At 33.5% G+C, this 25843-nt stretch carries 30 protein-coding genes; 13 read left to right on the top strand and 17 right to left on the bottom strand.

From position 1 onward, the window contains the following. Position 1 precedes the first annotated feature (1 nt). Positions 2-1351 (top strand): PTS ascorbate transporter subunit IIC, encoded by a 1350-nt coding sequence (ulaA, locus tag CD036_RS06240; RefSeq protein ID WP_103388205.1) that lies wholly within the window; start codon positions 2-4, stop codon positions 1349-1351. A 220-nt stretch (positions 1352-1571) separates the two neighbouring features. On the opposite strand, the gene panE is transcribed toward ulaA, so the two are convergent. From panE to CD036_RS06220, 4 genes are all read right to left on the bottom strand, one after another. Beyond that, positions 1572-2489, bottom strand: coding sequence for a 2-dehydropantoate 2-reductase (panE, locus tag CD036_RS06235; protein WP_103388204.1), 918 nt, complete (start codon positions 2487-2489; stop codon positions 1572-1574). A 335-nt stretch (positions 2490-2824) separates the two neighbouring features. Further along, a complete protein-coding gene (locus CD036_RS06230) occupies positions 2825-4414 on the bottom strand; it encodes an ABC transporter permease (protein ID WP_103388203.1) in 1590 nt (529 codons plus the stop codon). A gap of 2 nt (positions 4415-4416) precedes the next feature. Further along, the gene (locus tag CD036_RS06225) at positions 4417-5313 is read right to left on the bottom strand and encodes an ABC transporter ATP-binding protein (RefSeq protein WP_002508844.1); all 897 of its coding nucleotides are present in this window, start codon (positions 5311-5313) and stop codon (positions 4417-4419) included. A 14-nt stretch (positions 5314-5327) separates the two neighbouring features. Then, on the bottom strand, positions 5328-5954 hold the full coding sequence (locus CD036_RS06220; protein ID WP_103388202.1) for a TetR/AcrR family transcriptional regulator: 627 nt from the start codon (positions 5952-5954) through the stop codon (positions 5328-5330). A gap of 276 nt (positions 5955-6230) precedes the next feature. Here CD036_RS06220 and manA point away from each other — a divergent pair, with 276 nt between their 5' ends. Together manA and CD036_RS06210 are read left to right on the top strand one after the other, a co-directional pair. Then, positions 6231-7166, top strand: coding sequence for a mannose-6-phosphate isomerase, class I (manA, locus tag CD036_RS06215; RefSeq protein WP_021459639.1), 936 nt, complete (start codon positions 6231-6233; stop codon positions 7164-7166). Between the two features lie 20 nt (positions 7167-7186). Next, the gene (locus CD036_RS06210) at positions 7187-8077 is read left to right on the top strand and encodes an ROK family protein (RefSeq protein ID WP_021459638.1); all 891 of its coding nucleotides are present in this window, start codon (positions 7187-7189) and stop codon (positions 8075-8077) included. A 56-nt stretch (positions 8078-8133) separates the two neighbouring features. Here the strand turns inward: CD036_RS06210 and CD036_RS06205 are convergent, their stop codons facing one another. The 5 genes from CD036_RS06205 to CD036_RS06185 form a co-directional block, all read right to left on the bottom strand. After that, positions 8134-8589: a threonine/serine exporter family protein gene (locus CD036_RS06205; RefSeq protein ID WP_002508840.1), complete on the bottom strand. Its 456-nt coding sequence runs from the start codon at positions 8587-8589 to the stop codon at positions 8134-8136. Between the two features lie 15 nt (positions 8590-8604). After that, positions 8605-9357, bottom strand: coding sequence for a threonine/serine exporter family protein (locus CD036_RS06200; RefSeq protein WP_002508839.1), 753 nt, complete (start codon positions 9355-9357; stop codon positions 8605-8607). A gap of 336 nt (positions 9358-9693) precedes the next feature. Then, positions 9694-10974: a homocysteine synthase gene (locus CD036_RS06195; protein ID WP_103388201.1), complete on the bottom strand. Its 1281-nt coding sequence runs from the start codon at positions 10972-10974 to the stop codon at positions 9694-9696. Between the two features lie 321 nt (positions 10975-11295). Continuing rightward, positions 11296-12507: an MFS transporter gene (locus CD036_RS06190; RefSeq protein WP_103388200.1), complete on the bottom strand. Its 1212-nt coding sequence runs from the start codon at positions 12505-12507 to the stop codon at positions 11296-11298. A gap of 108 nt (positions 12508-12615) precedes the next feature. Next, positions 12616-13167, bottom strand: coding sequence for a TetR/AcrR family transcriptional regulator (locus CD036_RS06185; RefSeq protein WP_002508836.1), 552 nt, complete (start codon positions 13165-13167; stop codon positions 12616-12618). A 155-nt stretch (positions 13168-13322) separates the two neighbouring features. Between CD036_RS06185 and CD036_RS06180 the strand changes: the two genes are divergently transcribed. The 3 genes from CD036_RS06180 to CD036_RS06170 are packed head-to-tail and all read left to right on the top strand — an operon-like array spanning position 13323 to position 15816. Then, the gene (locus CD036_RS06180; protein WP_103388199.1) at positions 13323-14027 is read left to right on the top strand and encodes an ABC transporter ATP-binding protein; all 705 of its coding nucleotides are present in this window, start codon (positions 13323-13325) and stop codon (positions 14025-14027) included. Between the two features lie 2 nt (positions 14028-14029). After that, positions 14030-15160, top strand: a complete 1131-nt coding sequence (locus tag CD036_RS06175) for an ABC transporter permease (RefSeq protein ID WP_103388198.1) — start codon at positions 14030-14032, stop codon at positions 15158-15160. A gap of 11 nt (positions 15161-15171) precedes the next feature. Beyond that, entirely contained in the window at positions 15172-15816 is a 645-nt protein-coding gene (locus CD036_RS06170) for a TetR/AcrR family transcriptional regulator (RefSeq protein ID WP_021459633.1), read from the top strand. Between the two features lie 168 nt (positions 15817-15984). On the opposite strand, the gene CD036_RS06165 is transcribed toward CD036_RS06170, so the two are convergent. Beyond that, on the bottom strand, positions 15985-16455 hold the full coding sequence (locus CD036_RS06165; RefSeq protein ID WP_103388197.1) for a thioesterase family protein: 471 nt from the start codon (positions 16453-16455) through the stop codon (positions 15985-15987). A gap of 179 nt (positions 16456-16634) precedes the next feature. Here CD036_RS06165 and CD036_RS06160 point away from each other — a divergent pair, with 179 nt between their 5' ends. After that, positions 16635-16841: a hypothetical protein gene (locus CD036_RS06160; RefSeq protein WP_002508830.1), complete on the top strand. Its 207-nt coding sequence runs from the start codon at positions 16635-16637 to the stop codon at positions 16839-16841. 51 nt (positions 16842-16892) lie between these two features. Here CD036_RS06160 and CD036_RS13025 read toward each other — a convergent pair whose 3' ends face one another. Continuing rightward, complete coding sequence (locus CD036_RS13025; RefSeq protein WP_133173731.1) at positions 16893-17078, bottom strand: hypothetical protein; 186 nt, start codon at positions 17076-17078, stop codon at positions 16893-16895. Between CD036_RS13025 and CD036_RS06155 the strand changes: the two genes are divergently transcribed. Further along, positions 17035-17670, top strand: a complete 636-nt coding sequence (locus CD036_RS06155) for an ATP-binding cassette domain-containing protein (RefSeq protein ID WP_103388196.1) — start codon at positions 17035-17037, stop codon at positions 17668-17670. The genes CD036_RS13025 and CD036_RS06155 overlap by 44 nt on opposite strands. A gap of 135 nt (positions 17671-17805) precedes the next feature. On the opposite strand, the gene CD036_RS06150 is transcribed toward CD036_RS06155, so the two are convergent. Then, entirely contained in the window at positions 17806-18021 is a 216-nt protein-coding gene (locus CD036_RS06150; protein ID WP_082435637.1) for a YozE family protein, read from the bottom strand. A gap of 230 nt (positions 18022-18251) precedes the next feature. On the opposite strand from CD036_RS06150, the gene CD036_RS06145 reads away from it, so the two are divergent. From CD036_RS06145 to CD036_RS06135, 3 genes are all read left to right on the top strand, one after another. Then, positions 18252-18668 carry a transcriptional regulator, SarA/Rot family gene (locus CD036_RS06145; RefSeq protein ID WP_103388195.1) on the top strand — a complete coding sequence of 139 codons (417 nt, stop codon included), beginning with the start codon at positions 18252-18254 and terminating at the stop codon, positions 18666-18668. A gap of 137 nt (positions 18669-18805) precedes the next feature. Further along, positions 18806-19192: a VOC family protein gene (locus tag CD036_RS06140; protein WP_103388194.1), complete on the top strand. Its 387-nt coding sequence runs from the start codon at positions 18806-18808 to the stop codon at positions 19190-19192. Between the two features lie 43 nt (positions 19193-19235). Beyond that, entirely contained in the window at positions 19236-20045 is an 810-nt protein-coding gene (locus CD036_RS06135) for a Cof-type HAD-IIB family hydrolase (RefSeq protein WP_021459616.1), read from the top strand. Positions 20046-20129: 84 nt separating this feature from the next. Here CD036_RS06135 and CD036_RS06130 read toward each other — a convergent pair whose 3' ends face one another. The 3 genes from CD036_RS06130 to CD036_RS06125 all read right to left on the bottom strand — a co-directional run bounded on the left by CD036_RS06130 (position 20130) and on the right by CD036_RS06125 (position 22303). After that, positions 20130-20552 (bottom strand): universal stress protein, encoded by a 423-nt coding sequence (locus tag CD036_RS06130; protein ID WP_103388193.1) that lies wholly within the window; start codon positions 20550-20552, stop codon positions 20130-20132. A 167-nt stretch (positions 20553-20719) separates the two neighbouring features. Then, positions 20720-20896, bottom strand: a complete 177-nt coding sequence (locus CD036_RS13145; protein WP_021459614.1) for a hypothetical protein — start codon at positions 20894-20896, stop codon at positions 20720-20722. 342 nt (positions 20897-21238) lie between these two features. After that, entirely contained in the window at positions 21239-22303 is a 1065-nt protein-coding gene (locus CD036_RS06125; protein WP_103388192.1) for a quinone-dependent dihydroorotate dehydrogenase, read from the bottom strand. A 201-nt stretch (positions 22304-22504) separates the two neighbouring features. Between CD036_RS06125 and CD036_RS06120 the strand changes: the two genes are divergently transcribed. Continuing rightward, positions 22505-23368 (top strand): fructosamine kinase family protein, encoded by an 864-nt coding sequence (locus CD036_RS06120; protein WP_021459612.1) that lies wholly within the window; start codon positions 22505-22507, stop codon positions 23366-23368. Positions 23369-23462: 94 nt separating this feature from the next. On the opposite strand, the gene CD036_RS06115 is transcribed toward CD036_RS06120, so the two are convergent. Both CD036_RS06115 and CD036_RS06110 read right to left on the bottom strand, forming a co-directional pair. Continuing rightward, positions 23463-23693, bottom strand: a complete 231-nt coding sequence (locus CD036_RS06115) for a DUF896 domain-containing protein (protein WP_002508821.1) — start codon at positions 23691-23693, stop codon at positions 23463-23465. After that, positions 23677-24648: an LLM class oxidoreductase gene (locus CD036_RS06110; RefSeq protein ID WP_002508820.1), complete on the bottom strand. Its 972-nt coding sequence runs from the start codon at positions 24646-24648 to the stop codon at positions 23677-23679. Before CD036_RS06110 ends, CD036_RS06115 begins: the two co-directional genes overlap by 17 nt. Positions 24649-24915: 267 nt before the next feature. On the opposite strand from CD036_RS06110, the gene CD036_RS06105 reads away from it, so the two are divergent. Next, complete coding sequence (locus CD036_RS06105) at positions 24916-25668, top strand: trypsin-like serine peptidase (protein WP_021459610.1); 753 nt, start codon at positions 24916-24918, stop codon at positions 25666-25668. Positions 25669-25843 lie beyond the last annotated feature (175 nt).

Raw genomic sequence — 25843 nt, 5'->3', positions numbered from 1 at the left:
TATGCAAGCAATATTAGATTTTATTGTAGATGTATTAAGTCAACCTGCTATTCTTGTTGCAATGATTGCATTAATTGGTCTGATCGTACAAAAGAAATCAGCAGTTGATGTTACATCAGGAACAATTAAAACTGTATTAGGCTTTTTAGTGTTAAGTGCTGGAGCTAGTGTAGTCACACAATCATTAGAACCTTTTGGAAAAATATTCCAACACGCTTTTGGCGTGCAAGGGGTAGTGCCAAATAATGAAGCAATTATCTCTATTGCGTTAGAAAAATATGGTACGACAGCAGCATTGATTATGGTGTTTGGAATGATTGTGAACATATTAATTGCACGCTTTTCCAATTTGAAGTATATATTTTTAACTGGGCACCATACGTTTTATATGGCAGCATTTTTAGCAATTTTATTATCTGTCGGCAAAATTACAGGTACATTAACAGTTGTGATTGGTGCGATTATTTTAGGTTTAATTATGGCCATATTACCAGCCTTAGCGCATCCAACGATGCAAAAAATTACCGGTAATAATCAAGTAGCTTTAGGACATTTTGGGACAATTAGTTATTGGGCTGCAGGTGAAGTCGGTAAATTATTTAAAGGAAAATCAAAATCAACTGAAGACATTAACTTTCCGAAAAGTCTTGGTTTCTTAAGAGAAAGTACGATTAGTATTTCAATTACGATGACCTTACTTTATTTTATAGCTTCACTATTTGCTGGACCAGCATTTGTACATTCAGATATTAGTGATGGGCAAAACTTCATTGTATTTTCATTAATACAAGGTGTTACATTTGCAGCCGGGGTATTTATTATTTTAACTGGAGTACGTTTGATTTTAGCTGAAATTGTACCAGCATTTAAAGGTATTTCAGAGAAACTTGTACCAAATACGAAACCAGCATTAGATTGTCCGATTGTCTTTCCATATGCACAAAATGCAGTGTTAATTGGCTTTTTTGTAAGTTTCATTGTTGGTGTAATAGGAATGTTTGTCTTGTTTTTATTTGGTGGTGTAGTTATTTTACCAGGCGTTGTTGCACACTTCTTTTTAGGAGCAACATCAGGTGTATTTGGTAATGCACGTGGCGGTATTCGAGGCGCGGTAGCAGGTTCAGCACTAAATGGCTTGCTCATTACGTTCTTACCATTATTGTTCTTACCTTTCTTAGGTGACTTAGGTGGTGCAGCCACAACATTCTCAGATACTGACTTTTTAGCGGTAGGTATAATTTTTGGGAATGTAGCCAAATATTTAGGTGTAATTGGCATTGTAGTACTAATTATTATTTTAGCAGTAATTTCAATATTGATTCAAAAACGTACGAATCAAAAAGAGGCATAATAAAAAAGAGATACTCACATGAGTATCTCTTTTTATGTACGCTTTCCGCGGGCACTGCATTAGCCTTTAGTCGGTCAAATCACTGACAATACTATAATTTATAAATTATCAGTGGTAGTTATTATGTTGAATCAATCAATGAGTCAAACAACTCAAGAAATAGAAAAAATGAAGCTTTATGTCGATAATTGTACTATAGTTTTATAGATATTATGCTAATCTATGAGAGCATTTCATTATAGACATTTAAGTTTTGGTAAACGGATGTTAGTAATGGCGCAGGGAAATCGTATTGATTCGCTAATGATAAAATATAGCCTTGAATATGTTGACCTTCAATATTTAACCCACGCTCCATATCACGTTGCATGGATGTTTTAAAGTGATAGGACAGATTATCTAACGACTTCATATACCGTTTCACTATATCTTCTGAAATAGGCGCTTGATGTGCTTGCATGATACTAGCAACTTCTTGATACATTGCTTCAATATACGGCTTACCACCTTCGCTATCACGAATAGGGCCAATTGGTGCATGCATTAATGTAGTTACACTAGACAGTACAGTAATCATTAAGTATTTATGCCACATATCACGCTTGATGTGCTCACTTAAAATAAATTTTGCTTTCGTACCTGCAAAAGCATCGGCGATTTGTTGTACGCGTTCTGACGTGGTTCCATCAAGCTCACCAAAAATAAGTTGATCAAAATCACTCGTATGGCTCACTTCACCTAATGGATCTAACGTAGTTTCAATGATACATAACCCACCCAAAATACGTTCACGACCAAATGCTTGTTGGAGTGTGGCAATATGAGCAATACCATTGAGTAAGGGGATAATGACTGTATTTGGTCCAACGAAAGGTCGTAAATCTTCGATAGATTGTTCTAAATGATAAGCTTTAGAAGACAATAACACAATATCAAAAGGTTCTACATCTTGTTGTGCCGTTATTAATTTTGGTTGGAAAGCATAATTACCATTTACGCTATTAATGACTAAACCATTTTTTTCAAGCGATGCTTTACGTTTGGGGCGGACTAAAAAGGTAACATCTTTACCTTGTTCAGCTAATCTACCTCCGAAATATCCGCCAATGCCGCCTGCACCTAATACTAAAATACGCATAGAAAACACTCCTAAAATATGTATTTTTACTGGATGACACTAGTGTTTGAACGTGAATAATGATTCACATAAGTTATTGGAATTATATTATTTTTACCCCAAAAAATCGAGATGTAACGAATTTTAATAAAAATTGTGATTAATTCTCTAAAAATAAGCATCAAGCTAATAAAATGTGGAAGCTCTTTACATTGATTAGTGCTGGAGTACTGTTCCATGTGAAACAAAAAGTAACGTAGCATACAATGGTTTAGAGTATGTACGTTACTTTTCTTTTAGGATTAAATATCATTTTACATACTTATTTCATGTAATTTTGTGCAATTTAGCAACAATTATAAATCTTTACGTTGAAATAATAAGAGCCCAAAAACAGTTATACATAGTGCTAATATTATTAAAATAATTAAAGGTAATACTGTAAAATCGTCTATCGGTATTTGTGGAATATGATGAAAGGGTGTTAAATTTTTCAGCCATTCACGTACATTGAGCAAGTTACCTATATAGACGACTACAAAACAGTAAGCAAGATAAGCATAGACAATTGATGTCAATTTGTTTGAGACACCTAATATTAAAATACCTAAAGCTACAAAAGCTAAAATAGCAGGAATATAAATGATACCTGAACTGATGACTGAGATAAAAGATAACGGTTCATCCATGACAAAATATTGACCAATATACAATCCTAAACTTGCTAAAAAAATCATCGTAAATGCGTTAATAATACTTAAAATAATATAAGTACCAAAATAAGTAAGACGGGTCATTGGGTTTGCTAATAGCATTAATGTGTATCCGTGATGATTATCCTTTTTGAACTTAAACAATGAAATTAGCGTTGGTATTGTGGCGACCATAGCCATGACTACCATTAATGTTGGTAAAAATTGTTCAGCATAGTTATCGCCTTTGCTGACTAGCATTTGCTTTAATAATGGATTATCTTCAAAGAATGTATCTAAAGTTCCAAAAATTGAACCATAGGATAACCCAAGTAACAACATGCCACAAGCAAAGGAAATGAAAAGGGTGCGTTGTAAACGAATTTGTAATCCTAATGGTGATTTCATATAACGTTTAATGTGAGTGTGACCAGATTTTTCGGGTAAATAACCTGAGTTAATGTCTCGTTTGATTTTTAATATCATTGCGCTTGGTAGACAAATAAGTGCTAGTATCATTATGAAAACGAGTGGCCACCAATTATTTTCAGCGTACGGAAATGTTCTCGACAACCAGCCCAGTGGTGATATCAAAGACAAATCATTATCTAAACCATCGCCAATGGCTCTTATAAAATAGGACAACATTAAAATGCCAATTGTAATACCAGTAGTCCCACTGACGGTTGTTGCAAGTTGGGCTACAACTAATGTAAGAAAACCAAATAGCACTCCAATTGCGCTTAAATTCAGTGCATAAAGTAAAGAGCTGATTGTTGAAAAGCCATCTCCTGACATAACTAGTAAACCACTACCTATAGGTATAAATAGAGCAAGGTTTAATATTATAATATTTAACATAACACTCATTATTTGAGCGTGTTTACCTATAGGTAAGGCGTTTAATAATATGAGGCGTCCTCGCTCTTCATCACCTCGTGTTTGTTGTCCAACAAATAAAATGTTCATTATTGCTACTACAATTGCTGTAAATAAAAGCATTTCATGCGCAAAAACAGTAGCTATATTAACGTCATCTAATTTTATCGGGCCTAACATTGTTTTTACTGCAGGATTATCTAGCATGGGAATGACAGTATTTAATTCGCGTTGTGTTGGGTACATCGCTTTAAAAGCAGGTGGAATAATTAATGTTAATAATGCGATGCTAATGACCCATAGTGCATTAGTTACTAAATTGCGTTTGAAATAAAAGAGTGTTAAGTGTAATGTTTTGTTGAAATATTGGCGCATGACTACTCACCTTCTTCTATTGTGTCACCATAATGTCTGCGGAATAAGTCTTCTAACGTTGGTGGCTTACTTTCTAAATATGTCAAAGTAAATTGACTCAAATATTGAATAAGAGGCGTTAACTTATTTGAATCAACATCAAACGAATAACGTGAACCAGATTGTTGTATATTATGCACACCTGCTATATTAGGAAGATCATGTAAATTATGTGATGTTTCAACGATGAAGTTCATACGTGTTAAGTGGCGTAACTCAGCTAAAGTACCATTTTCTATTATTTTGCCTTTCCGAATAATGGCGACACGATCACATAGTTTTTCAACTTCACTTAAAATATGACTAGATAATAATACAGTACCATTATTAGCTTTAATTTCTTTAATACATGATTGGAATACATCTTCCATTAACGGGTCTAACCCAGATGTTGGCTCGTCGAAGATATAGAGTTCAGCATCGATACTTAATGCGGCAATTAATGCTACTTTTTGACGATTTCCTTTGGAATATGTGCCACACTTTTTACTAATATCTAAATCGAATTGCTCAATGAGACGCTCTTTTTTCGCGTAGTTGGCATGCTTATGCAAACTTAAAAAGAAATCTATAACTTCTCCTCCAGTTAAATTAGGCCATAAATTGACATCACCGGGAACAAAAGCCAAATGTTCATGTATGGTCACTACTTCTGTTAGAGCATCTTTGCCAAAGATTTCAATATTACCGGAACTAGGTGTAAGTACACCTAAAATGATTTGTAATGTTGTTGATTTACCAGCACCGTTAGGTCCAATAAAACCAAAAATTTCTCCTGGTTGTAATTTTAAATCTATACCGTCTAATGCTTTAAACTTGCCAAAGCGTTTGGTTAAGTTAGTGATATTAAGTACAGTCATTTGTGACACCTCATTTATTTATAAAATAATTTGCGCATTTCCGCTAAATATACTTCGAATTCATGAAAATAGTATGTGTAGTTATTATTAGTAATATCGTCGACAGTAAGGTGCTGTTTGACGGATTCACTGTAACCCGTAATCATAAACTGAATTAACTGTAAGGCGTGGGTTGGATTTACGTCATTTTTGAAATAATTATAATCAATATTTTCAGTCATTACATCATAACTTTGTTGTTCTAATTGTTTAATTTTGGTTACTAAGTCGTCGCTAAGTTCGTTGTCCGTAGTTGCAAGGATAGGTAAACTTAAAAAATTAATAATAGTAGGATGACTTTTTAACATTTTCATTTTTATTATCATCATAGCTTGAATTCTGTTGAAAATATCTTGCTGTGACATATCAACTTTATTAAGATACTCTTCACGAACAAACTCTAAAGCATAGTCAATTAAATAATAATACAAACTTTGTTTATTTTTAAAGTAATAAAATAATGTTCCTTTGCTAATGTTGGCAGCACTGACGATAGCATTAGTTGAAGCGTCATGAGGTCCTTTTTGCGCAAATTCATTTAAAGCAGCGTTAATAATTTGTCGTTGTTTTTTGGAATCTAGTTTGTAAAAGGCTTGATGCATAGAATCACTTCCATTATGTTAAGTGGTAATTTTACTCTAAGTATAGAACTTTTGACCATGTTGGTCAAATTAACTCTAAACGGAGCTTACTTGCTAATGATATTAATTGTAGCTACAATTAATATCATTAGTATAGATAGGTTTCTTGACTATTTGTAGAAAGGCACATTAAGTCAATGTGTTTAGTTGCTCATAATCAGCAGACATTAAAATTATTGAACAATTGTTGAAAATCTATCGGTAACTAAAACTAATATAAGCAATAGGTGGGATAGTATGGTTTTATTTTTACAGCCTGTATTTCAAGAACGCATATGGGGAGGCACACAGTTAAAGAACTTTAATTATAATATTCCTTTTGACCACACTGGTGAATGTTGGGCGATTTCAGCGCATCCCAATGGTCCCAATGTAATTACGAATGGACCTTATCAAGGATATACATTAGACCAAGTATGGGAACAAGCACCGTCATTATTTGGGGCTAGTGGACAACAGAATTTTCCTTTATTGACGAAAATTCTTGATGCCAATGATAAATTGTCAGTCCAAGTACATCCTGATGATAATTATGCACAAAAATATGAAGGGGAAAATGGTAAAACAGAATGTTGGTATATTCTAGATGCCGCACCTGATGCTGAAATTATCTATGGTGTTAACGCAGACAACCAAGATGAATTAAATCAAATGTTAGACCAAGGTGATTTTGAAACATTGTTTCATCATATTAAAGTAACAAAAGGTGATTTCTTCTATGTTCCTTCAGGGACAGTGCATGCAATTGGTAAAGGTATTATGATTTTAGAAACACAACAATCTTCTGATACTACATATAGAATTTATGATTATGAACGTACTGATAGTAATGGCAAGCAGCGCGAATTACACTTAGAACAAAGTAAAGCTGTGATTGATGTCGACCGTCAAATTCCGCAGACGAGGTTACCGAAAGAACAATACGAGCAATATACGTATCAACAACTAGTATCGACGACATTTTTTACTGTAGAAAAATGGGATATACATCAACAATTAGCATTTGATAAACAGCAACCTTATTATTTAGTGTCAGTAATAGAGGGCGAAGGTGTACTGTATATAGGACAACAACACTTTGATTTGGAAAAAGGCGCACATTTTATTCTAACTACTGAAGATCAAGATATTTATTTTACAGGAAACTTTAGTATGATCGTTAGTTATGTTTAGTGTTAAAGGGGGAGAAAGAAATGTATAGAATAGCCGTAGATATCGGAGGAACAAAAACTATTGTAGGCGTCATTGATGCACACATGACCGTTGTAGATCAGCAGACTTTCCCAACAATAACAGAGAGTCCTGAAGCAGAATTTGACCAAATACTTGAGCATGCACAAGCATTGCTACAAAAATATCAACAAATTGAGCAACAAACGTTAAATATTGCGATGCCTGGTCCGTGTGATTATCACCAAGGGATATTTTTAAATCCTCCTAACCTACAAGCGTATAAAAATTTTGATGCTGGCGCATATATAACAACACGTAGTGAATTCAAACCAGCTTTTGTAAACGACACTGATGCCGCAATACGTGCTGAAAAAAGAGCGTTGCCTGAAACAACATCTTCATTTGTATATTTAACAATTAGTACAGGTGTAGGGATGGCACTAGTCTATAATGGAGAAGTATTAGCTGGAAGCGATGGTAATATGGGGGAAATTGGACATACAATGATCAAAAGTAATAGTGACTATCAATGTCCGGTGTGCCAGCAATATGGCTGTGTGGAAAACGAAATTTCAGGCTTGGCTATTAGTCGTAAAGCGAGTACCATTTTAGAGCGTGAAGTATCGACCCAAGAAGCTATAAAGTTATATTTAAACAATGACAATGATGAAATTACTGCGATGATGGAAGAAATAATGCAAATGACAGCGCAATTATGCACTAATATTTACAATATTTTTAATGTGTATACTATTGTTTTAGGTGGTGGGGTTACACAAAGTCCCTTACCTTACGAAGAATGCATTACTACGTATGCGCAAGCACACATTTTAAATACCAATAAACCTATCAATGTAGAAGTAAGCAAATTAGAAGCAAATGTATTAACTGGTTTGTATGATGTCACGTAATATATAAAAAGCACAAGTATTTATGCAAATAATACTTGTGCTTTTTATATTGATAATTACAGGCGGTTTTTCTTAATGTGCCAATATTTTCTAATGTTTAAAGTTTTAGACAATTGATCGGATATTAGCAGACCAAGTGCAATTGAACCAGCAATTAAAATAGCGCGTATAAACGTATTACCAGCATCTGTAAAGTTCAAAGTTACTAGCTCTTGAGTTGCTCTGAATGCTAGACTTCCAGGTACAAGTGGAATGATGCCGGGAATCATAAAGATCACAACAGGTGCTTTTAATAAGCGACTTAATATGTGACTGATTAAACCTAAGGACAAACTACCTAATAAACTCGTATAAATGGTATCCATTTGAAAACTTAAATTAAAGATAAAATGTACCATATAGCCACAAGCACCAGCTAATCCAGCAGGTATAAATAATTTTTTTGGAGCATCATATATTAATGCAAAGAAGTAAGAAGCCATAAAGCTAAATAGACAGGAAAATAGTATCATAATTTTGTGGCCTCCTTAATAGATTAAATAGGCAATTGCAATACCTGAGCCTATAGCAAAGGCGATTACAAGTGCTTCTAAAAATTTTGCAGTAAACATTAACATATGACGACTAAACAAATCTTGTATTGCTGTAGTAATGACTACACCAGGCACAATAGGCATAACCGAGGCGATCATTGTCGGTCCTAACGACTCGTACGTATGTATCATCTGAGAACCTAAAATAACGATTGAGCCTAAAATGAATGAACCTACAAACTCTGGTATAAACATAGTCAATGATTTACTTTGCATATATTCAACTATTAAATAACCAATAGCTCCTGCAAGTAGTGTAATAGGTACGTTAATCCACTCGCCATTAAGTAAATATAAAAAACTGAGAGAAATTATACCTGCAGCGATTACTTTTTGCCAAAGCGGACTACTTAAAGAGGTGCGATCAATATTTTGTAGTAAACGATGCGCTTCGTAAATAGACAGTGTGTTACTAGAGAGTTGTCTAGAGATAGTATTGACCTGAAAAATTTTCAATAAATTGGTAATGTTTTTATTGATTCTGACGATACGTGTATCGTGATCTTCACTTAAGGAAAAATTAATAAAAACATTAATGACGTACCCTTGACTGTTATAATAACCCATACTGATAGCCATACGACGCATGGTATCTTCTACGCGCGATACTTCAGCGCCTGATGAGAGTAGTATTTTACCCGCAAGTAAAATGACAGTCATGGTGATTTTATCGCGTTCACTGTTCAATAGTCCGTCCTCCTAGCCAATAGATATTAACATTATTATGGCAGTGGTTTTGTATAAATTCAAAAAGAAATGGTTGCCTAAAGTGAAAAAATTATAATGTGTTGCGGGTAGTCTTCTGGTTGTCTGAAGCCAATGTGCCGTCACACTAAAGGGAGTGGGACAGAAATCTGATTTTGAAAAAATGATTTCGTCGTCTCACCCAGGCAAGGATGACTAGCGTTGAAAAAATGAGTTGTAGTGCATTTTCAATATAGTTAGCTAATACCAATATGAAAAGAGACTAGGACGAATCAAAATTGTCCCAGCCTCTTAGTAAAATGAGTCATCTAACAGTAATTAAACTTCTTTTAAGGCGTTTTCCAAATCAGTTAAAATATCATGGATATTTTCAGTTCCAACAGATAAACGCACAAGATCGTTTGTAACACCTGAAGCTAATCGTTCTTCGTCAGATAATTGCTGATGAGTAGTACTAGCTGGATGAATTACTAGAGACTTTGAGTCCCCAACATTTGCGAGATGAGAAAATAATGATAAGCCATCAACAAATTGTGCAATCTCAGCAACTGTGCCATCAATACCAAATGTTAGTATCGCACCTTGTCCGTTTGGTAAATATTTTTGACCAAGATCGTAATAAGCATTACTTGTTAAGCCTGGATAATTGACCCATTTTACTTTTGGATGTTGTTCTAAATATTCTGCCACTTGTAATGCATTTTGAGAATGACGCTCTAAACGTAAGTGTAAAGTTTCTAAGCCTAGTAAAAATTCATGTACATTAAATGGCGAAACGGCAGAACCTAAATCACGTAATAATTGTACACGTGCTTTAGTAATATATGCTGCTGCACCTACATCATGAGCATAGGAGATGCCATGATAACTTGCATCAGGTTCTACTAAGCCAGGGAATTTACCATTGTCCCAGTTAAACTTACCACTATCAACAATAACACCGCCTATTGATGTGCCGTGACCTCCAATAAATTTAGTCGCAGAATGAACAATAATGTCTGCACCATATTCAAATGGACGTAATAAGTAAGGGGTAGGGAAAGTATTATCAACAATTAATGGAATGTTATTGTTATGTGCAACTTGAGCTACTGCTTCAATATCTAAAACATCTATGCGTGGGTTACCAATAGTTTCAGCATAGACGGCTTTAGTTTTTTCTGTGATTGCTTGTGCAAAGTTTTCAGGATTGCTTGGATCAACGAAATGCACAGTAATACCTAACTTCTTAAAAGTGACATTTAATAAATTATAAGTTCCACCGTATAAGTTTGAAGAAGCAACAATTTCATCGCCGCTTTCTACAATGTTGAGTAAAGCTAGGTGAATCGCAGCTTGGCCAGAAGAAGTTGCAAGGGCACCTACGCCTCCTTCTAATGCCGTTATACGTTCTTCAAAGACATTTTGAGTTGGGTTCATAATGCGAGTATAAATATTACCTGATTCTGCTAATGAAAATAAAGCTTGAGCGTGGTTTGTATCATCAAAAACATAACTTGAAGTTTGATAAATAGGTACAGCTCTTGATTTTGAAAAGTCATCGACTTCTTGTCCTGCATGAATTGATAAAGTATCTAAATGCCATTTATTATTAGTCATAACGAAGCTCCTTAATTTTAAAATATTCTGATAATTCACACTATACACATAATATAATTATAAATCAATAAAACATACTAAAAAGATAGGGATTAAATATGAAAAATTTTAAAAACAAGGTTAGACTTATAACTTAACTAGTAATAGTGTTTAACTACAATAAAGTAAAGAGCCATGTTCAATTAAAATGAATTCACCTAAGCGGAACTATGGTTGGCCACTTAGGTGAATGATAGTAGCAATTAAAATTGGAATACATTAAAACGCAAATCATAAATGTAGTGGAAGTCAGTTATGGAGAGTAGATTTAGTTAGTAGTATTTAATTATGCTGTTCATAGTAGTCGAGTATTTCTTTATTGCTTTGTTGTAACTTGTTATATTTGCCTTTAGGTTGTGGCTTAGCTTTAACCTTAATTTGTGGATATAGTAATAACGCTAAATAACCAGTGATACCGAATATAATAAATGTATTTTGAAAGTTTACGGTATCAATGACGATACCTGCTAATGATGACCCTATAACTTGGCCAACTGCTAATAATAAAAAAGGTATGCCTATACCTAATGAAGCATTTTTGGCGAAAATTTTAATTCCCCACACTAACAATACACCTGTTAAATAAATATAACTAAATCCAAATAAGCCTGAAGAAATAAAGGCCAATAACCAAATATTAGGTGTAAATGCTAATAATAAGGAAGAAGTAGCAAGCATAATAACGCCTAAATTATAAGCGAAATGTATACCTCGTTTATCAATCATAGCGCCTGAAACTCCTCCGATAATACCAAAAAGTCCAATAAGTATCCAAAATATAGAAAGTTCTAAATCTGTATAATGACCTGTCTGTTCTATAAAGGATTTTGAAAAGGTCCAAAAAGGTGCTGTAGCAAAACCTAAAAGTAAAGAAGCTAGGATAATGCGCTTACTATATGTGATATCACGTATATTAAATGAACCTGTTGAAATATTTAAATTATGTTGTAATGGTGGAATATTTTTGAAATTCCATAATAAAACAACAACAGCAATAACACCATATATAAAATAAGTTGCGCGCCAATCTAAAAATACTACCATTGCAGTTAATCCTGTAAACATTAGTCCAAAGCTTGTACCGGAATTGATCCAAGTATTGGCTTTACCTTGATCGGTCATACGAATCCATAAAGAAATAGTATAACCATAAGGTGGTGAAACAAGGCCAGTACTAGCACCAGCAAAAAGGACACCTAAAGATAGTATTAACGCATTTGGCGATATACCAATAGTAAATAAACCAACAATAACAGATAATCCAGCAAGCATAATCATACGTTTGGGGCCTATCGTAGCTGTTTGAAAAGTAGTATATATAATCGTAAAACAATAAGCTAAATAAAATAAAGATGAGATAATACCAGCTTGTGATGTTGTCATCCCGATATCTTCAGTTATGGAAGGCAAAAATAAACCAAAACTAAAGCGCCCAAGTCCGTAAGTAGTAGCAATCATGGCTATACCAGGAAAAACTAATTTAGAAAAGTGCACGTTAATACCACCTTGTAAATTAATTTATATTAGATAGAACGTTCATTCTATTTAAGGGAATTAAGAAACGAGGCACACCTGATTACAGCAATTACCTCGTAATAATGATTATTTGTATGCTTCATTGAGTAACATCCGTGCCATACTCAAAGCCTGGGCAGTCGCTCTTTTAGCATTAATAAGCGCAGTCATAGAAGTCGTCCCCTCTAATAAAAGCGTGAATTGAATTGCTAAGTCTTCACCATTCGTAATACCAGCTTCAGTTGCTAAATTTTCCAAATAATTGAGTAGACGTTGTTTATGGCCACGAGCAATATTTTCAATTTTGTTATCTTGATCTGCATAATCTTCAATCGCTCGAATAAACATATCGCCTTGAGAGGAATAATCATTTAACCACTGACAATGCGCTTCTACAGCGGATAAAAATGGGTACTGTGGATTACGTGCTACATGACTATCAAGATATTGCCAATAGCGAGATTCACGTTGTTGTAATACAGCTTCTACCAATTTATCCTTCGAATCAAAATGATTATATAATGTCATTGTAGCAACATTGGCTTCTTGAATGATTTGTTTTAAACCAACGCCTCTAAAGCCATAATCATAAAATAAACGTTCTGCAGCTGTTAAAATATCTTGCTTCTTTTGTGACATCATATTTCACACCTTTGGATAGAATGACCGTTCTACTTAATGATAACAACAGGTCAGTATTAAGTCAAAATAAGATTACCTTTGACTTAATTACTAAAAAAATGTAATGTGTAACTGAGAAATGAGTATTCACTCACTTTTAGGGGGTAGTTTAATTGATTGAAGTAAACAATGTGAGTAAGGCTTTTAAGAAACAACAAGTGTTAGAAGATATTAATGTTAATTTTGAACCTGGTGAAATTGTAGGATTAATTGGTCCTTCAGGTACAGGAAAAACGACGTTGATTCAATGTATACTTGGCATGGAGCATACTGATACAGGATGGGTTACTATAAATGAAAAGTCGATTCCCAATAGGAAGGTATTGAAAGATATCGGTTATATGGCACAAAGTGATGCACTATATGAAGATTTGACAGGTAAAGAAAATTTAAAATTTTTTGCAGGTATTTATATTAAAAAACGAAAACATATTCGTGAACGTGTGAAAATTTGTAGTGAAATGGTCAACCTTGAGGACGCCTTAAATAAAAAGGTGAAACATTATTCAGGCGGGATGAAGAGACGCTTATCCTTAGCTATTAGTTTTTTACAAGACCCAGCGGTGTTAATTTTAGATGAACCAACTGTAGGCATAGATCCAAAACTTAGACAAGCAGTATGGCATGATTTAAATCTAGCCAAAGAACAAGGGAAAAGCATCATAGTTACCACACATGTATTAGATGAGGCGACAAAATGCGACAGGTTAGTACTAATGAATCATGGCCGTATCATCACAACCGGCACTCCGGAAGAAATCAAACAACAATATCATACAGATACGATTGAAGGCGTATTTTTAAATATGGAGGAATAATGATGAATGCATTACACATTGCAAAGCGTATTGTAAAGCAAACACTAAGAGATAAACGGACACTTGCATTATTGATCATTGCACCGTTACTTATTTTATCATTGTTATATTATATTTTTTCCGTATCGGATAATTCGAATGGTGTTAAGTTAGGTGTAGCTGAGGCACCAAAAACATTTATTAATGCTGTAGAAAAAGAAGGAATAGATATTCGCTATTATGATAATAATAAGGATATTGCTAATAAAATAAAATCGGGCGATTTAACTGGTTTTGCTACTGTTGAAGACAATCAACTACATGTTACATATGCGAATGATAATCCTACACAGTCGGGAGTGTTGGCTTCACTAAATCAAAAGTGGTTGATTAATCAAAACATGACACAAATGAAAAATAATGCGAAGGAGTTGCAAGATGCATTAGCAAATGTACAGCAACAAGCAGGAGCTACTGATGCTAGTCAAAGCTCTCAAAATAACGTACGACCGTATGAAATGAAGACAGATTACTTATATGGTTCAGCAAGTTCAACATACTTTGATATGATTAATCCGATATTAATTGCATTCTTTGTGTTTTTCTTTACTTTTTTAATTTCGGGCATTGGTTTATTAAAAGAACGTACATCAGGCACATTAGAACGACTGCTAGCTTCACCCATCAAGCGTAGTCAAATTATATTTGGTTATATTATTGGTTACGGTATCTTTAGTATAATTCAAACGGTAATTGTCGTACTTTTTGCAGTATATGTACTGAATATTATAGTAGAAGGATCAATTTTGGTCGTTCTTTTAACAACTATACTTACAGCACTTGTAGCATTAACCTTTGGTATTTTATTATCAACATTTGCAGCATCAGAATTCCAAATGATTCAATTTATTCCACTCGTTATTGTGCCACAAGTACTGTTTGCGGGTCTGATTCCTATAGAATCTATGAGTAAAATATTAGGTTATATTGCTCATATTATGCCACTTTACTATGCAGGACAAACGATGCAAGATGTCATGATTAAAGGATTTGTACTAGAAGACGTATACTTAAATTTGCTTGTATTATTAGCATTTTTCCTTATATTACTCGTATTAAATATCATAGGCATGAAACGTTATAGAAAAGTTTAGGGTGAATAGTCATGAACAGTTTAAAAGCAATAGTAGAGTCAATTATGCCTCGGCTTGAACATCTGAGTGAACGTCAAAAAAGAGTGTTGCAAAGTGCAGTTATATTATTTAGCGAGCAGGGCTATGATAAAACAACTACTAAAGATATTGCGCAGCATGCACAAGTTGCAGAAGGGACAGTTTTTAAACATTTCAAAAATAAGCAAACACTACTATATGCTGGATTAATACCTATTTTAAAAAATAATGTTATTCCTGTAGCGCTTACCGAGTTCAAAACAGAACTTACATTGACTAATGATTTGAAAACATTTATCGATAAGTTCGTCGATAATCGTTCACAATTTATTTATGACAATAGAGTGTTAATTAAAGTATTACTCAATGAAGCACTGACTAGTGTACAGTTACAAACAATAGTCATAAATTTGTTTACTGAAAATTTGCTCGCTCAATTAACCCCATTATTGCAAAAGTTGATTGATCAAGGTTATATGAGAGACGTGAACAAAGAATATGCTATACGAACTATAGTTGCACAGACGTTCAACTTGAATTTGCCGATGATTATTGACGCCAATAAATCACGAGATAAAGCATTTGATGAATTTGCGACTTTTGTAAAAGACAGTTTGTATTATAGTTTAAAGGTATAGTAAGTAAAAAGGCTGGGGATGATTGATTCAACCCAGCCTAATTTTATATTGTAGGTAGATGGCTATATTGAAATTGTACGTCAATCCTGCTTTTTTCAATGTTAGTTATCTTTTGGAGAGGTGACACAATCTTGTTAATAACATTAGATTGCTGTCTCACTCTTTTGTTTATTTTCGTGGTATTTGAATAACATGACCTAATTGTTTTGGTGGAGTGAAAGCAGCTTGCGTTTCATATTGTTGTTGAATAGTCGTTAAAATATCTTCGGGGAAGATCGTGCTTTTACGTGTTTGATAATTGACAGCCATCATGATAATTTCGTATGTAGCAATCGGTTCGTCTAGTGCGTTGTACATAGATAAAAATAGATGAACACGTTTAGCATCATAATCATAAATATGTGGTTGGACATAAAAAGACTCATCTAAGACTAATTCTTTAAGAAATGTTATATGAGCTTCTAAGCTAAAAATAGTTATATTTTGATCCTTACGACGACTAACTGAAAAATCCATCGCTTCAAAGAATGCTACCACGCTATCGCTAAATACAGCATAATATTGTGCATCGTGCATGTGATTGTTATGGTCAATCCATGATGGTTGAACAGTGTTTCGGTAAAAATAATTGACTGTCATGTGATATACCTCCAATGTGTACGTTCTAAAAAAATAAATAATTTATTATATTAAGTACTATCATCTCATGATGATAAAGAGAAAATCAACCTGTGGCTATAATATAAGGGGTATTGGTCGTTTGAATGATAAATCCATGATAAATTAGTTATTAATAACATCAAGGAGGTAATCTAACGATGGTAATAATTGCAATTATTTTATTTATTATATCTCTTGTCTTACTTAGTTATTCTATTGCATTGCTAATCGGTAGAGATGGCTCGTTATTTAGTTTGTTTTCTAAAGAAGAAAAATCAGCAACAAAGGCTGAAAAATTAAGTATTTATCTAGCAACATTAGTAATTTTGACCTTGAGTGTGATTATGTTATTACAGACAATTTAAACAATAAAAAGGTTCAAAGCAATTGCTTTGAACCTTTTTATGAGTAGCACCTTAATATTTTCTTAAGAATGGTGTAGATCGATGGAACATTCGTTCTACTACATAAGACTGTACCTGTGAAAACAAATGTTCAATGATATTTGTTTTATTTGATAACACACGTATGCTTAATCCATGAGTAGCTAATAAAGTAATACCAACGCGACAGTCATATTGTTTTGCAAGTGGTTCAGGCAAAACGACTCTGGCGCATATATTACTAAGGCTAATACTGCCAACCAAGGGACAGTATAATGCACATAATTTGACGATGTTGCCGATTTTTCAACACGCTATTGAAAGTTTCAATACCCACTTAACACTGGCACAATCACTTGCAGAACCTAAAAAATATTATAAATCTATTAATAGTAATATTGATTTGACGTTACAACATTTAATGACCCAATTGAATTTAGACCCAGAGTTATTACAAGCAAAACCTTATCAATTAAGTGGGGGACAATTACAACGCTTTAATATTTTACGCACATTAATGTTGCAACCTGAAATATTAATTTGTGATGAAATTACTTCAAATTTAGATGTATTACTAGAACAACAAATGAGCAATGTACTATTAAATTATTATGAAGAAACTCAGCATGGAATGGTTATAATTTCTCATGATATGGCGTTTATTACCGCTACTGTAGAACGCATAGTGGTCATGCGTGATGGCGAAATTGTAGATGATTTTCACAAAAAATATTTGTTTAGTGCAGAAAGACATCCATACACACAGCAATTGCTTGCTGTTTATGATGTAGAGTGGCGAAGCAAGAAATAGTAAAGATATTAAAAACTACAGGCATCTATTACAGCCAGTAGTTTTATTATAGGTAAATTTTAATAATAATTGATATCAGTCAACTAAAGTCTAGAACGAATTTAACGTTCTAGACTTTAAATGGTGATTTGCCTATTAAGATTTAGCAGTTTGAAAGTAAATAGAGAAGGCTCTTTTTACAATTTCTAAATGCTTATTGTTATAATAAGGCGAAGTGCTAAAATATACTAAAATTTCACTTTTTGATTGCACGTTTATTGGAAAATCAGCATCTGTAGATACCAAATCTGCTAGTTCTCCTAGTGGCGTATTATCACCAGTAAAATTTCGTATAAATTCATAAAAACTCAGAAAACCACCTCATTTATTGAATATAAGTTATTATAACTTAAAAATTTAAAGTTGTGCAATACTGAAAATTGTGAAATTTTCTTGTGCACCTTATAATGAAAAACAATAGCAGTTGGAAATATAAATAAAAGTTATTATAATGTTATAGTTAATTATTATATGAATTCACAAGTGATGTTAGAAATGTAAACTAAAATACACGTGTAATCTAAGAGAGAGGAGGTATAACTATGCAAGCTAGCACAAAGATAGATAACTGGATGGAAATTACAAAGTACGTACGTTATATCGACACTATGATCGAAAATGTATTAAAAGAACAATTTGATATAAGTCTAAGAGAATTTTATGTGTTGTATGAAATCTATAACAGTAAAGGTAAGAAATATAAAATTAATGATTTAATTAAAGTAGTAGATTTAAGTCAAAGTGCCATGTCTCGGTTGATTGTCAGACTAGAAAAAATGACTCCTGCTTTTGTTTATAGACAAGAATGTGTAGAAGACCAACGTGCCATGTATATATATTTGACAGCTGAAGGTGCTGAGCAAACTGTAGCTGCGATGAATAGTTATAATCAACTTATTAAAAAAGTTAATTTAAGCCAAATTCAGCATTTAGCCCGTATTACGAATGATAGTCAGTAATTTAGTTCAACTATAGGTACAACCAATCATCATGAAAAAGTTAATTTAGTGTGCATTTAGTCCCTATTTTCAAAGTAATAAAAATCGATTTGTATGATTATTTTAGGGTATTTAAGTGATAAAAGGATGGTGTTTTTATGAATATTACATCAAATTGGTTGAATTTAGCTGTGGCAGATTTATCAGTGAGTGAAGGATTTTACCAAGCACTAGGTTTTACTATTAAACACAATGAAGCAATGCAAGCAAAGATGTTAGGCATAGAAACAGCAGATGGAAAAATTATTATGTTAATAGAGCAGCAACAATTTAAAAAAGCTGCGAGTCTTGATAATATTCCAAAGATAGATGGAGCTTTAATTTCACTATCAGTAGCAACGGAAGCGGAAGTTGATGACCTATTAACGCTAGTAAACCAAGCAAATGGCACAGTGTTGCAACGAGGAACTAAATTAGAAGGTTATTATGGAGGACTATTTAGTGATCCGGACGGCCACCGCTTTAATGTTATTGCGATGAGCTAAAGAGATGACAGCAATTGAATAATTCAGGAAAGAGGGATTAAACTTGATTAAAGCAATAGCAGTCGATAAAGACGGCACTTTTTTTAAGTCGGATCATACATATGATCTGGCTTATTTTGAACAATTATATAAACAAATGGAAAAGCAACAAATAAAATTTATTGTTGCAAGTGGAAATCAATATGAGCAATTGCGTTCATTTTTCCCAGGTAAAGATCAAAAAATTGTGTATGTCGCTGAAAATGGTGCATTAACTTATTTTAACAACGAACTCTTGGCTAAAGAGGCTTTTGTCGATAGTGATATACATAATGTAATAAAGTATTTACAACAAACTTACCATATTGAAAATATTATATTAGGTGGAATTAAAACAGCATATATGCTGAAAGGCACAAATCAAACCTTTATAGATTATGCACAGTTATACTATAAAAATATTACATTTGTGGATAATTTTAGTGAAGTAGTTGATGATACATTTATTAAAGTCGCTATGCGCATTCAAGATACAAATTTAGTAACTACGATTACTGAGGATTTACAACAACGGTATTCAGATATTGTCAGAGCAGTAACAAGCGGTAATGATAGTGTGGATTTACTAGTACCATCAGTGAATAAAGGTAAAGCAATACAAACTTTGCTCGACGACTGGGGAATAGCGAACCATGAATTATTAGCTTTCGGTGATGCTAACAATGACATAGAGATGTTGCAACTGACACCACACAGTTATGCTATGGCATCGTGTAGCCCTGAGTTAGCAAGAGTTGCACAATACCGTGCACCATCGAATGACGATTCTGGTGTGTTACAAGTGATTGAACAGTATCTTCAAGCCCAAGATTAGTTGATAGTGAAAAACTCAATGATTACAGATGCTAACTTCCAATATTAATAGGAAGGAGATCTGTAAAAATTGAGTTTTTTTATGTTATTTAATTATTAATACAGGTATCTCTGCGCTGTTAGCAATTTTATGTGTAACATTGCCTAGCACATTACCTAAATTAGCCTTATCGCGTTTATTACTCATGACAATAATGTCATAGGCGGAATCTTTAAGTTCTTTTAGTAAGGTCTGTTTAATAGGTCCGGAACTGAATTTTACGTTAACAGAGACACCGGTAGCTTCTAACTCTTCAATAAATGGATGTAGTTGATGTTCTTTTTCCTCAGCTATATCTTCTAAGTGTTTATTATTGTAACGCACTGAACTTTGTAATTCCGCTTCGGATATTACATTATAAAGCGTTACAGTAACATTGTCTCTTCCTGCAGCTAAGCTTTCAATTTCTTTTGGCACATTTGTAAATGAGTTGTCAAAGTCATATGCTAATAAAATATTATTATACATAGTCATTGCCTCCTTTTACTTGTTAATACCCTATTAAAAAAATTATAATGACTTAAATTTGGTATTTTGCAGTGTATAAAGTTTATATAACTATTAAAAACATAGGGAAATAGTATAGAAAAAGGCGTGTGGTAATTAGTAGTATTTACTTAGATTGCATGCTTAAGTTATTCAATATTACTTTTTAATTTATTGTCCATATCATTAGCGACGTATTCCAGTAATTGGTTAATTTCCGTTTCATCCATTTCAGGTGCTGCTTTTATTTTAATAATTAAGCCTAAATTCGTGCGAACATGAAAAGTTGGTTTATTATCTTCAGTAGTTTTTCTTAAAATTTCCATTAAAATCACTCCTGCTTATCAAATTTACGTAGCTATGAAGGAGAGGGCTGCTAACTAACGATATATGGCACGGCAAAAATAGTTTGTGAGAATAAAAGTATCAATATAAATTTATTTTACCATTTTTTGTGTGTGCATAATAGTTTCATGAATTATATAACAAAATAATAGAAAGGGAGTGGACAGAAATCTGATTTTGAAAAAATGATTTCGTCGTCCCACCCCGGCAAGGATGACTAGCATTGAAACAAGCTTGATTTGAAGCGCAATTTCAATGCAGTCAGCTACTGCCAATATAAAAGAGGCTAGGACGAATCAATATTGTCCTAGCCTCTGGACTTACTATGCATCTAAACCAACAAGCTCTTGAATATTATGATAATTATTTTGTTGTAAATAGCTAGCTAAAGCTTTATTCATTTTTTTAGTAAGTGTAGGACCTTCAAAAATAAGGGAACTATAAATTTGTACAAGTGATGCACCATTACGCATCATACGAATGACATCATCAGCAGTAAAAATACCGCCAGTACCAATAATAGGGAAGTCTCCGTTAGTGTGTTGGTATGTCCATTTAATCAATTCTAAATTACGTTCGAATAAGGGCTTGCCACTTAAACCACCAGTTTCATTTTGGTTGTTAGAAGTAAGTGATTCACGGCGTTGTGTAGTATTAGCCAAGATAATACCATCAAATGTATCAACTATTGTTGGTAAAATTTGACTTAATTCAGTTGTGGAAATATCAGACGTAAGTTTAATGAAAATAGGTTGTGTAATATTTTGAGATGCCTGAAAGTATGTTAATGTATTACAAAGCATCGCAAATTCATCTTTATCATGAAAGTTTTGTAAGTTTGCTGTGTTTGGTGAACTAATATTCACAGTGAAAAATGTCGCATCATATTTAAAAGTTTCCATGACCTTTAAATAATCTTGATAGCGTTCTTCATAAGGAGTTGTTTTATTAACGCCTATATTAATACCGATGGGCACATGATAAGCATATTTACGTAAATTACTTAATGCTTTATTCATACCAATATTGTTAAAACCCATACGATTGATAATGGCTTGGTCATCAATTAAACGATACATCCGTGGCTTAGGATTGCCAGGTTGAGGTTTAGGCGTTATGCCACCTAATTCCAAGGCACCAAAACCAGCCATTTCAAGGACTTTAGGTACTTCGCACGACTTGTCAAAGCCAGCAGCTAAACCAATAGGATTATTAAAAGTTACGCCAGCAATTTGTTGTTGTAGCGTGTCTTGTTGATAATCAAAACAGCTTTTAACTGCTGAAAGCAATTTATTATGTTTTTGGATAAATTTTAAAGCATTAATGGTCATACCATGAGCTTGTTCTGGATCGATGTTAAAGATAAGTGGTTTGAGTAATTTGTACATGATTTACGCTCCAATAGAAAAAGTTTAGTTTTGAAAAATGAAAGTTGATGTTACGACTAATTTATAAAGTTATTATTATTTTACAATAGAGTAATGATTTAAATAAAGGTTAAACGTGAAATACATTAATATGACTTGCTAATTTGGTACTTATATTGGACCACAGAGCGTATAATTTTCACGAAGGAAAGTAGGGATACGATGGATAAACAATGGATAGAACAGTTGAATATAGCAAATATAATTTCAATTACACCAATCAGTGGTGGTGATGTCAATGAGGCGTACAAAGTAGATACTAGTGATGAACAATATTTTTTACTAGTACAACGTAATCGAAACTCAGATTTTTATGCGGCAGAAATAGCTGGACTGAAACAGTTTGAAGCTGCAGGTATTCAAGCACCTATAGTAATTGATTATGGTCAAATAACAGATGATGCTTATTTATTATTAAGTTATCTAGATGAAGGAATCGAAGGTCAACAAAGTGATTTAGCGCGCTTAGTTGCCAAAATGCACCAAAATAAGCAACCAGAGGGTCAATTTGGTTTTGATTTACCGTATCAAGGTGGAGATATTACTTTCGATAATGCTTGGTCTACACAATGGCAAGATATTTTTGTGAAACAGCGTTTAGATCCTCTGAAAGACGCATTAGTGGAGAGAGGGATGTGGCAAACAGCAGATATTCAACAATATGAACAAGTCAGAGCAATTATTAATCAAAGTTTAGCTGAACATCACAGTGAACCTTCCTTGTTACATGGTGATTTGTGGGGTGGCAATCACATGTTTTTAACAGATGGCTCACCAGCATTATTTGATCCGGCACCTTTATATGGTGATAGAGAGTTTGATATTGGAATTACTATGGTATTTGGTGCTTTTAATCAGAGTTTTTATGAAACATATCAACAAGTGTTACCGTTAGCTGACGGTGCGGAACTACGGTTAGAATTTTATAAGCTCTATTTATTAATGGTACATTTGTTGAAATTTGGAGGTATGTACGCTAGCAGTGTTGAACGTAGTATGTATAAAATTATTCAAGCTAAAGCGTAAATTGGTTTTTAAGAACGTTAATACGCAATGTAATTGTTAATAAAGCACGAAAAAAGACTGGGCAATCAATGTGCACCAGTCTTTTTATTTGTAGTTACAAATCTAAAGTATCCATTTCTTTTCGTAATTGATACACTTTGTCAGGTGTTACATCTTCACCTAATGGATCTACTACTTTTAATGTTGAAAACGTATTAACAACTTGTCCTCTAATCATTTTCAAATATTCTTGTCTTAAATGATGTTGCTCGCTTTTTTCTGCAGTTGTTAGTGTAGTTACTTTTTCTTTATTTGCTAAAGCATTGATTCTATCTAATAATTCCATGTTTGTGTTCCTCCTGTATTGAATGTGGTAAGAAATAGGGAATAACATGTTCACCTATTTCCAAAATCATATCTTCATAAGTTCGATTATAATTAACGAAATGAAGCATAATATGGTTTGTTCCTATTTTTTCATATTGTTTTAACATTTGTAATAACGTATTACGTCCTAAATGATAGCCGCCTTTAATAGGTTTTAAAAGTGCATTAGGATTACTATCTAAGTCAATGGCTAAAGGATGCATAAATGGTTTGAAGTGTGTTGAATCATGCCATTCAGCGAGTAATGCTTTTTGTTGTTGGAATGCTTGTGGATAGAACATCCAACCATCCATATGCTTTTTAATCCACGTCATCGTTTGTTGTGCATATCCAGTAGCAAACATTGGAATATGTCGGTGTTTGGGTAGCACTTGCAATCCACTTTCTTCATATAGGGAAAATAAATCGTTATCGATGTGTGGTGAATGACTCTGCCACATTGACTGTAATGATTCGATTGTTTGTTGAAAAGTTGTACTTAACTGGTCGCTATCAATGTCAAAGGCAGGAAATTCAAATTTTCTATCACCTGTAGCCATACCTAGTAACAGCCGTTCATTCGATATTAAATCTAATGATGTTGTTGCTTTAGCTAGATGGATAGGATGACGTAACGTTGCTACAATACTTGAAGTACCTAAAGCAATATTAGTTGTATGTGTACTTAAATACGTTAAAAAGACAAATGGATCATAATTTGTCGTTACGTCTCCCAGATGTGGGCTATATAATGGGTTGTCTCTGACAAACAAACTACTAAAGCCGACATCATCAGCTAGACTAGCTAATCGTGCTTGTGTTGCAAAAGCATACGCATCATGAGTTGCATTGTCAAATGGCACAATTAGTCCTAACGTTAACTTCTGTGGCTGAAAAGTACGCTGAAATGTCTCGTGTTCTTCTGCTAATGTCACGTCATTACCTCCAATCTAATAAAATTAAACAACAACCATTAACTAAATAACATCTGTTGTTTAATTGGTATTATAGCACCTTTGGCTGTAAAGACAAACGACATGCTCTAGAAGAAGTTGTCTAAACAACATAGTATTAAAAACGTTGAAAAGATAAAAATTAGCATAAATTATTTGTTTTTAATTTAGTTTGATTACCAGCAAATGTTTGAATAATAATAAAATAAAATATAAATTGAACATGCAGGTCAATTTTAAGGAGGAATTATGATTTTGAGAAAATTTATTACACGAGTCATGTCAATCGCGATTATGGCATTGGCAATTGTGTCTGGCAGCTTTGTATCACAGGCACAATCTACTTCTTATCCAATTAGCCAAGACGATAAAGAAAATACGCAAGAAGTCATATTACCTAATAACGATAGACATCAAGTCGAAAACACAACTAGTGGACATTATCAGGCGGTAGGCTATGCAGATTTAGGTCAAAACATAGCTACTGGAGTGGTTATTGGTGAAAATACAGTGTTGACCAATAAACACGTTGTGAACTTATCAAATGGTAATATGAAATTTTCACCTGCTGCTTCAGATGCCTCTACATATCCAAACGGTACATTTGAAGAAAAAAGTGCTGAACCTTATCCAGGGAATGCAGATTTAGCAGTAGTACACTTCGAACCAAATGAAAATGGGCAACATGTAGGAGATGTTGTGCAACCGGCAACAATCGGTGATGCAACACAAGCTCAGAAAGGTGATGATGTTACAATAACTGGTTATCCTGGAGATAAAGAATTAGCGACAATGTGGGAAAGTAACGGTCAGATTATATCAAATGGTGATGGTGATATGACATATGATGCGAGTACTTACGGTGGTAATTCTGGTTCTGGAGTCTTCAATAGCAGTAATGAATTAATCGGCATCCATTATGGTGGTGTTGAAGGACAAAGTAATAATGCTGTGCCTTTATCTGGCGACGTATTAAACTTTATTAATGAACATAATCAATAAGGAATAATCACAGTTATCCAAAAAGACGCTAAACATATATAAATAACTTGTTAGATTGTGTTAAAGAGGCTGGGACAATATTGATTTGTCCTAGTCTCTTTTCATATTGGTAGTAGTTGACTGTTTGGTATATTGGCAGTTTTTATGCACGCTTTCCGTGGGCACTGCCTCAGCC

Source organism: Staphylococcus arlettae (assembly GCF_002902345.1).
Lineage (GTDB): Bacteria > Bacillota > Bacilli > Staphylococcales > Staphylococcaceae > Staphylococcus > Staphylococcus arlettae.
The sequence above is the reverse complement of the archived record's forward strand: the minus strand, read 5'-3'. Positions and strand labels throughout refer to the sequence as shown.